Origin of the sequence: uncultured Thiodictyon sp., from assembly GCF_903828115.1 — a bacterium.
Classification (GTDB): domain Bacteria; phylum Pseudomonadota; class Gammaproteobacteria; order Chromatiales; family Chromatiaceae; genus Thiodictyon.
Map to the genome: position 1 here is coordinate 1 of NZ_CAIKKU010000845.1, position 8615 is coordinate 8615.

General features: G+C 68.3%; 8 protein-coding genes. 6 read left to right on the plus strand and 2 right to left on the minus strand.

Translation table 11 applies throughout. The features are described from left to right. Positions 1-141 precede the first annotated feature (141 nt). Positions 142-843, plus strand: coding sequence for a Uma2 family endonuclease (locus QZY48_RS31580; protein ID WP_295438143.1), 702 nt, complete (start codon positions 142-144; stop codon positions 841-843). Positions 844-873: 30 nt separating this feature from the next. Here the strand turns inward: QZY48_RS31580 and QZY48_RS31585 are convergent, their stop codons facing one another. Beyond that, positions 874-1290 (minus strand): PIN domain-containing protein, encoded by a 417-nt coding sequence (locus tag QZY48_RS31585; protein ID WP_295438144.1) that lies wholly within the window; start codon positions 1288-1290, stop codon positions 874-876. Beyond that, positions 1277-1537 carry a ribbon-helix-helix protein, CopG family gene (locus QZY48_RS31590; protein ID WP_295438147.1) on the minus strand — a complete coding sequence of 87 codons (261 nt, stop codon included), beginning with the start codon at positions 1535-1537 and terminating at the stop codon, positions 1277-1279. The genes QZY48_RS31585 and QZY48_RS31590 overlap by 14 nt, the downstream gene beginning before the upstream one ends. 335 nt (positions 1538-1872) lie before the next feature. Between QZY48_RS31590 and QZY48_RS31595 the strand changes: the two genes are divergently transcribed. From QZY48_RS31595 to QZY48_RS31615, 5 genes are all read left to right on the plus strand, one after another. Then, positions 1873-2466: a hypothetical protein gene (locus QZY48_RS31595; protein WP_295438148.1), complete on the plus strand. Its 594-nt coding sequence runs from the start codon at positions 1873-1875 to the stop codon at positions 2464-2466. 811 nt (positions 2467-3277) lie between these two features. Next, complete coding sequence (locus QZY48_RS31600; RefSeq protein ID WP_295438149.1) at positions 3278-4771, plus strand: DUF1566 domain-containing protein; 1494 nt, start codon at positions 3278-3280, stop codon at positions 4769-4771. A 95-nt stretch (positions 4772-4866) separates the two neighbouring features. After that, positions 4867-5304, plus strand: coding sequence for a hypothetical protein (locus QZY48_RS31605; protein ID WP_295438151.1), 438 nt, complete (start codon positions 4867-4869; stop codon positions 5302-5304). 84 nt (positions 5305-5388) lie between these two features. Continuing rightward, positions 5389-7656, plus strand: coding sequence for a choice-of-anchor Q domain-containing protein (locus QZY48_RS31610; protein ID WP_295438153.1), 2268 nt, complete (start codon positions 5389-5391; stop codon positions 7654-7656). A gap of 87 nt (positions 7657-7743) precedes the next feature. Beyond that, positions 7744-8259, plus strand: coding sequence for a PEP-CTERM sorting domain-containing protein (locus tag QZY48_RS31615; protein ID WP_295438155.1), 516 nt, complete (start codon positions 7744-7746; stop codon positions 8257-8259). Positions 8260-8615: the final 356 nt, after the last annotated feature.

The following is an 8615-nucleotide window of genomic DNA, read 5'->3' on the forward strand; positions in this document are numbered from 1 at the left end:
CGACAACGACAACGACAGCGTACCCGGGATCTCGGTCATCACATCAGTCTTGATCGCCCGCGCCCTTGAGGTGCGGCCTTCCCCAGGCGCCCCGTTGGCGCCATACTTTCCCCCACACCCAGAGCCGGGAGGTCATTCACCGTGTCCCAGACCGCCGAGGCATTGCGCCGGTCCTTCGTCGAGGGCCGGGAACCCGACAGCGACGAACCCGAGATGGAAAGTTCCCTGCACTACGACCAACTGGCCCTGCTGGTCAGCACCCTGGAGTGGCACTGGCGCGGTCGGGACGACTTTTTCGTCGGCGCGAACCTGAGCGTCTATTTCCGGCGTGACCAGTCCAGCCGCCGCGAACTGCGCGGCCCGGACTTCTTCGTGGTGCGCGACGTGGAGCGGCGCCCGCGCCGTTCCTGGACCGTTTGGCTGGAGGGGGGACGCTATCCGGACCTCATCATCGAACTGCTCTCCGACGAGACCGCCCGCACCGACCGGACCTTGAAAAAGACCCTGTATGAAACGGTCTTTCGGACCCCGGAGTATTTCTGGTTCTCGCCTGAGACCGGTGAGTTGTGCGGTTTCGGCCTGGTGGAAGGCCATTATCGACGGATTGCCGCGGATGCCCGGGGCCACCTGCCGAGCGGCGTCCTGGGGTTGGCGCTGGGGGTGCTGGATGGACTGCTGCGCTTCTACGATGACACCGGCGCCCTGGTTCCGACCCTCCAGGAGGCGGTGTTGCGGGAGCGGGCCCTGTTTGAGCAGGAGCGGGCCCTGTTTGAGCAGGAGCAGGCCCGTGCCGACCGGCTCGCGGCGCAACTGCGCGCCTTGGGTGTCGATCCGGCCCCGTGACCCTCGCAAGCGCAGCGCTCACGCCAAGGATCAAATCGCCAACAGATTCTCGAACGGCGCATGCCGCTTCCACCGATAGGTGCGGAAATCCCGCTCGTCGGTGGACAGTATTCGGCCATGTCCCAAGCGCTCGGCGAGGATAATCAGCGAGGCATCGGCCAAGTCCATGGGCAGGTCCGCGTACTTCGCCATCAGTGCCTCGATCCGCGGCAGGTCGTCGGCGTTCGGCGGGGCCATCTCGGCTGCACCCTGGCGCAGGCTGCGGACGAACGACTGCTGGGCATGGGCACCGATCCGGACGATGAGCAGATGACAGGTCTCGGTCACGACCGGCCAGGTCGTCGCCAACCCCTCGTCCGATCGATCGAGCCAGTCGCTCGCCGCCTTGTGGTACGAATCGCGGGGGTTGGCCAGCGCGAGCCAGAATCCGGTGTCAGCGATGACCATGTTTGACGTCAAGAGACTCGGCGAGCAAGCGTTTGTAATCTCGCGAGAGGTTTGCGTCAGCCTCGCCGCAGCCGACGAAGCCGGTGCGTGCCAGCACAGCGGCCGGCCGCTCCCGCTGTGCGCTGATCTGCGCGTGATAGCGCTCGATCGCCGCGCGGATGACGTCGGTGACGCTCTGCCCGGTGCGCTCGCGCAAATAGTCCACCTTACGGGCCTGGTCCTCGTCGAGCCTGGCGTTAATTCTCATCGGATGCTCTGGGGTTGGCGGTCATGTATGTCAGAGTGTATGACAGAATGCTCGTCACGGCAAGTCTGGGGTGCGCCATTTGCGCAGCCGGCCCCAGAGTCGGACGGACGCATGCCGCAAGCCTGATCCGATCCAGGCCAGCCTGGAAGCCGCAGCCCTGGCCGACCACCCAACTCAGCCAATAGCCGCTTGCCCGGTGTCCTGAGCGCGGCTACGATCGGGGCCATAGCGGGTCTCGGTGGTTGAATTTCCGATCCTTAGGGGAGCACAGCCCCCTTGGTGGGGCATGCGGCAAGAGCTGCGGGTGCGCCGTCCTGGACCTCGGCCGAAAGCGGATGGTCCCCGCCCCGCTGCTACACTTGTACCCATGGACACCCTCACCCCCTGGCACCGACTCTTCGGCATCGCGCTCACCGACTGCCCAACTGCCCACTGGCACCCTGACCAGCACCCCCTGGGCCGGGGTGTTCGATCTGCGCTGGGGCGGGCGGACCATTCGACTGATTCTTCTCGGGGAGATCGCGGCGCATCCGCGCAACGCCCCCTGGGAGGTCTTCAGCGCCCGCCTGGAGCGGGTGCGGCGCGGGTTGCGCAATTACCACCCGCGCAATCCGCAGAGCCGCGGTCTGCTGGGGCAACTGTATTTCCATTACCGTATCGAGGTACCCGACATGGCCTACACGATGGAGGAATTTGAGCACGACACCCGCCGTCTGTTCATCGAGCACCTGCATGAATTCGATTCGGACGAGATCCAGGCCATCGTGGAGCAACTCCCGCTGGACGCGCGGCTGCGTGGGCTGGACCCTGAGGAACGGCTGCGCGGCCTGGCCGCGGAGGAGCGGTTGCGCGGCTTGGATGCAGAGGAACGACTCCGCGGTCTCGACCCCGCGGTCGTCGAGGCCTGGCTCAAGCGCCCTCGGCACTGACAACCGCGGCGCAACGAGCGCTTCACCGCGCACCGGCTGACCGCCCTGGACCGGCCACTCGGGGGCTGGGCGGTGCCCGCAGTGCGGCGCAGAACTGCGCCTGGATCGCCTGCGTCACCGGGCCGCGCCGGTGGCACGGACCCTGACGCGGCCGGGCGAGCCCGCCCAGCCTCCACGAATCGCCCCGGCCCGCGGACCGCCCGCCTGGAATGATCTCCTCGCGCCGCTGCCGGACTGGGATGCGCGGGCGCAACCCGCACCGCAGTTCCCGTTCGATCAGGGCATTTCCTGGTCAGCACTACCACGGGTCCGACACCGCGCCGGACGACCCCGGCGCCCCGCGGCCGATCACCAGGCGTCACCCCGCCGCGGGTCTCGCGGGACGCCCCCTCCCACCCCCGGACCGCTCGACTCGCCCACCTGCCTTACGCAAGATCGCCTATTGCCAACGGCGAACCTGAGGGCATACGATTGGCCCAACTGAACTCAGTGCATGCCCCCGCTCGGCCCTTGCGAGTGGGCCAATAGGACCGGAACCATGGATCGTCCTTCACCGCGCGCCGTAGCGTCGCCCGTCGCCCGATTCTTTAGCGACTTCCGCGTCTGTCAATGCCTATCTGGGGCCTTCGCCATCCTTTCCGGTCGTGCTGCGGACCCTCGCATGCACGCGCGCCCCGCGCTTCATCGGGGCTGACCCCCGTGCATCCACCCGTTTCTCCACCGCCGGCAGGCGCGCTTGCCGGTGCCCTGTTGTCTGTGCCCGAACCAACCCAGCCCAAGCACGCGGCCTCGCGACCGTCAGGAGCCTGTCATGACCCACACCCGAACGCCCCTCCGCCTTGCCCTCGCCCTTGGCCTGCTGCTTGTCGGCGGTGCCCAGGCCGGCAGCCTGACCCCCCCGGCCGCCCCGGACAATCCAGGCAGTGCCATGTTCACCCTGGAGGACCTCTACCAACGGCTCGACAGCGGCGCCCCGGGGGCGCTTCGCACCGGCCCCTTCGTCGCGCCCACGGCCGGCCCCGGCAGCACGGGTCACACCCTGAACGAGGCGATGGGCAAGGCCCCGGCGGTGGATGACACCGCTGGTGCCGCCCCCGCCGACGTACCAATCGGCAAGACCTTCTGGGGCCTGAAGGGCAGTGCCTGGGGCACTCGGACCGGCACCATGTCCACCATCGGCGCCCAGACCATCACCCCAGGCGTCGCGGCCCAGACCATCAGCCAGGGCTACCACGACGGGACCGGCAGCGTCGCCGGGGATGCGGATCTGAGCGCCGGCAACATCCGCAGCGGCGTCAACCTCTTCGGCATCGACGGCTCGGTGCTGCAAGCAACCGGCGCGGCGACCGCGGGCCAAGTGCTGACCGGCGTCATCTTCTCCAACGCCTCCGGCGCCGCCACCGGCACCATGCCCAACATCGGTGTCCAGAACCTCACCCCCGGCGCCGCCGCCCAGGCCATCAGCGTCGGCTACCACAACGGCAGCGGCAGCGTCGCCGGGGATGCCGACCTCACCGCCGGCAACATCCGCAGCGGCGTCACCCTCTTCGGCGTCGGCGGCTCCGTGGTACAGGCAGCGGGCGCGGCGACCGCCGCCCAGGTCCTGAACGGCGTGAGCTTCTCCAACGCCTCCGGCGCCGGCACCGGCACCATGCCCAACATCGGCGCCCAGAACATCACCCCCGGCGCCGCCGCCCAGGCCATCAGCGCCGGCTACCACAACGGCAGCGGCAGCGTGGCGGGGGATGCAAACCTTGCCGCGGGCAACATTCGGCAGGGTGTGAGCATCTTTGGGGTTAGCGGCGGCGTCTACGGTGGCTGTAACTGCGCATCCGGGACCCTGCGTCGCGGCCGCTGGTGCGACAACGGCAACGGGACGGTGACCGATTTGTTGGGCGATACCACCAACCGTAATGTCGGACGCTGTCTGGTGTGGATGAAGAACGCCAACTGCAGTGCCAACTTGGCCACGATCAACAAGACCGGTCCCCTTACTTGGGAGAACGCCCAAGTTTGGAGCAGTGCAGTCGTGAGCGGGGTTTGTGGCCTGACCGACGGCTCTACCGCCTATGAATGGCGGCTACCGACACGAGCAGAGCTGGACGGGCCGACCAATGGAACGGCACCTGTTCTCCTCGCGTCCCCAGCCCCGTTCTCGGGCGTGCAGGCCAGCTACTATTGGTCTGCTACTACCGACGCCGACGACACGAGCTGGGCGTGGCTCGTGAACCTCTACGGCGGCCTCGAGCTCGCGGGCGGCAAGACCTTTAGCGGCTACGTCTGGCCGGTGCGGGGCGGACAATAGGCCCTTTGGCACTTTGGCCCTTTGGGCGCTTTGACCCTTTGGGGGGTACAGGGGTGCTTGCCCCCCTGTCGCGCGCATTTTTTTTAACCTATCTGATGAGTACGGCGATGGTCGTTTCCCAGCAATTGACGGATGCCTATCGGGCCTTGCAGCGCGAGGCCGATGGCTATGTGCTCCTGATGCAGGTGGGCGCCTTCATGCAGGTGATGGACGAGGGGGCGCGGCAGGTCTCGGCTATTACCGGCCTGAAGCTCCAGATGGCCGGGGCGGTGGACGACCCGGTGGTGCTCGGGGGTTTCCCCAAGAGCGGGATCGACCAATACGTCGGTAAGCTGGTCCGCGCCGGGCACTCGGTGGCCATCGCCTGGCAGGGCGATGACAAGCAGCGACGCATCGCCGAGCGCATCGGTTGTCCTCGTTACCAAGCTCGGAGATTGGGCAAGAATCCGCTGCGGGAGGCGGCCCCCGGCGCTACTTGCCAGTCTCTGGGCCTTGGTAACCAGGGCCCAATGACGCTGGCAGCCCGACCCTGAGCCGCTGCCGCGCCCCATCCCCTTGCCCGTACCGGCTGCCGATTCGACCTTGGCCCGAACACCATGACAACAGGAGCCACGTTGATGTCTCAATACACAACCCTTCCGCGCGCCGCGCTGGGCCTGCTCCTTCTGGCGGCCAGCGGCTCTTCGCTCGCCGCTTCCATCGATCCTGCGGACAGATACGCCTGGGGCGAGAACCTTGGCTGGATCAACCACCGGGACGGCTCCGGCGCCGTGCAGGTCTACGCTGACCACCTGGAGGGCTTTGCCTGGGCGGAGAACCTCGGCTGGGTCAGGCTCGGCTCCCACAGTGGCGGCGGGGCGCATTCCTACGCCAACAGCGAACCGGACGACTGGGGGGTGAACCGGGCGGGCGACGGCGTCCTCTCCGGTTACGCCTGGTCCGAGACGGCGGGCTGGCTCAACTTCGGGGCGGCCAGCGGCGGGGTGACCATAGACCCGGCCAGCGGGGCCTTCTCGGGCTATGCCTGGGGGGAGAACCTCGGCTGGGTGAAGTTTGCAGGCTCAGCGCCGGACTACCGGGTGGCCCTGGCCAAGCGCTCGGTGCTGGCGGCCTCGGGGGGTAACGGCAGCGTGGGCGGCGGCGGGGACTATCCGCCCTTCGCGCCGGTGGCCCTGACCGCGACCCCGGCCGGGGGCTATGCCTTCGCCGGCTGGGTCCCGGCCCCCTGCGCGCCCTTGTTCACCATGCCGGACGCGGACTTGAGTTGCACCGGGAGCTTCGGTGGGGACACCGACGGGGATGGGGTGGCGGTCGGTCTGGACAACTGCCCGACCATCGGCAACCCGGGCCAGACCGACACGAGCGGCGATGGGCGCGGCGACGACTGCCCCGTCTACTACGTCAACGCCCTGGTCGCGGCCGCGGGGGATGGGTTGTCCTGGGGCGCGGCCTTCGGGACCCTGCAGGACGCCTTGGAGGCCGGCATCACCGGCGGCGGGGCCATCTGGGTGGCGGCCGGGGTCCATAACCCGGACGAGGCCGCCGGCACCGACAGCGACGACCCGGCGGCGAGCTTCGACCTGCCGAGCGGGGTCGAACTCCTCGGCGGCTTCGTCGGCAGCGAGACCCTGGCGGACCAGCGCGACCCCTGGCGCAACCGCACCGTGCTGAGCGGGGACATCGGCCAGGACGACCTGGACCCGGACGGCAACGCCCTGGCGGAGTCGGTGGCCGACCTCCAGGGGACCAACAGCCTGCATGTGGTGAGCACCCAGGCCCTGAGTGCCCCGCCGCGGGTCGATGGCTTCTTCGTCACCGCGGGCGATGCCGGCGGCAGCGGCGAGGCGGGTCGGGGCGGCGGCTGGCTGGACCTCGGTGCCTCACCGGAGATCGCACGGGTGTACTTCATCGGCAACCGGGCGGCGGAGAGCGGGGGGGCACTCGACGCCCTGGGCGGCGACACCACCCTGGCCAACAGCGCCTTCACCGGCAACGCCGCCCCGGCCGGCGCGGCCCTGTTCCAGAGCGGCGGCAGCCTCTCCCTGGCCGGGGTGACCCTGGCCCAGAATGCCGCCGCGTCCGGCGGCGGGGCCGTGCGTGGGGATCTGGCCTCGCTGACCCTGGACAACAGCATTCTGTGGGGCAACACGGGCGGGGCCTTGAGCCTGGTCTCGGGGGCGACGGCCGAGGTGACCCACAGCATCGTGCAGGGGGCGGGCGCCAGCGGTGCCGGCTGGGTGGGGCCTGGGGACGACGGCGGCGGCAATCGCGACGCCGATCCCAGGCTGCTCGACCCGGCCCGCGGTGACGTGCGCATCGCCGCGGCGGATTCGCCCGCTCTGAACGCGGGGGACAACAGCGCCGCCGTCGGCACCACGGACCTGGCCGGCCAGGCGCGCATCCAGGATGGCGTCGTGGACATGGGGGCCATGGAGCAGCACCTGGCGCCGACCGCGACCACGCCGGCCCTGAGCGGCACGGCGGGCTCGGACATCCTCACCACGGTGACGGCCAACACCAGTGTGAACGCGGGGGCCGGGGACGACCTGGTGATCTCTGCCAAAGGCCGTCAGGTGATCACCCTGGGGGCGGGGCGCGATGCGGTGGTATGGAACTGGTTCCCAGACTCCGACATCATCAACGATTTCGCCCTGGGCGAGGACCGGCTCGACGTGCGCGGCGTGCTGCAAGCGATCGGCTACGCGGGCGCCGATCCCCTGGCCAGCGGGCATGTCCAGTGTCTGAACGGCAGCGGGGGTGCCCTGGTGCGGCTGGACCGGGACGGCACCGCCGGTACCGTCTATGCCCCGGTCAATTACGCGCTGGTGAAGGGGGCGGGAGTGACCGCCGCCGCCCTGTGTCAACCGGCGAATGTGGTTTTTTAGAAAGATGCTAGCTGCTAGCTGCTAGCTGCTAGCTGCTAGTTGCTAGCAGCTAGAAGCTAAGAAACCAAACCATCCTGGAGTCATCCCATGCGCATCAAACGTCCTTTGGCAATCGCTGCGGCCTTGGCCGCGTCCTTGGCGGTCCCCCCGGCCGGCGCCGCTCTGGTGGAGTACAGCATGAGCGTGCCCGGGGTGGGGGCCGGGTCATTCGCCTATGACGACGCCAGCCTGGTCGATGCGGGCGGCGATTTCACGTCGGCGCTGATGGCATTCTCGTTCGCGTACAACGGCTGGACCTATGGCCTCGGCGATGCGACCAGCGCCTTGGCTTGGCTCTACTCGCCGGGTCCGGCGCTGGGCGGCATCCAATACCTGGGAACCCACAATGCGGACACCATTGAATTCGCCGCGGGGTTCGGCTCCGGCGACATGGGGACCTTCACCGGAAATGGCGGCGCGCCGACCGGTGTCGGACCCATAACCCTGACCGATGCAGACTTCGTGCAGCAGGTTCCGGAGCCCGCCACCCTGGCCTGCCTGCTGCTTGGGATTGGCCTGATGTCAGGAGCGCGGAGAAGGGGCTGGCGGCAGGTCTCCTGGTGACGAGCCTTTAAAGGTGATTTCCGGAAATGACCATACCAGCGGATGCATCGGTAGGGTGGATAAGCGCAGCGCATCCACCAGCGACGCTGCGGGCGCTGGGCGCAGACCCGGATAAATGAACCGAGACCCGGTCATCAGGGACGTGGTATTCGTTTCACGCAAAGACGCAAAGACGCAAAGTTTTTCAATGCGTCATTCTGTCGTACGGCTCAGTTGCCGGGGACGACGGGAACCGCGCCGCACTGCCATTTAAGTTAAATCGCACTCGCTGACCGCGTCGCCTCTGTCTGGAGTCCAAGGCTTCAGCCTTGGCGCGCTCCAAGGCTGAAGCCTTGGACTCCAGGCGCTTGGGATAC

Excerpts from the sequence above, each read along its gene's own strand:
- QZY48_RS31585 (WP_295438144.1), bottom strand. The coding sequence starts at position 1,290 with ATGGTCATCGCTGACACCGGATTCTGGCTCGCGCTGGCCAACCCCCGC.
- QZY48_RS31590 (WP_295438147.1), bottom strand. The coding sequence starts at position 1,537 with ATGAGAATTAACGCCAGGCTCGACGAGGACCAGGCCCGTAAGGTGGAC.
- QZY48_RS31595 (WP_295438148.1), top strand. The coding sequence starts at position 1,873 with ATGGTCCCCGCCCCGCTGCTACACTTGTACCCATGGACACCCTCACCC.
- QZY48_RS31600 (WP_295438149.1), top strand. The coding sequence starts at position 3,278 with ATGACCCACACCCGAACGCCCCTCCGCCTTGCCCTCGCCCTTGGCCTG.
- QZY48_RS31605 (WP_295438151.1), top strand. The coding sequence starts at position 4,867 with ATGAGTACGGCGATGGTCGTTTCCCAGCAATTGACGGATGCCTATCGG.
- QZY48_RS31610 (WP_295438153.1), top strand. The coding sequence starts at position 5,389 with ATGTCTCAATACACAACCCTTCCGCGCGCCGCGCTGGGCCTGCTCCTT.
- QZY48_RS31615 (WP_295438155.1), top strand. The coding sequence starts at position 7,744 with ATGCGCATCAAACGTCCTTTGGCAATCGCTGCGGCCTTGGCCGCGTCC.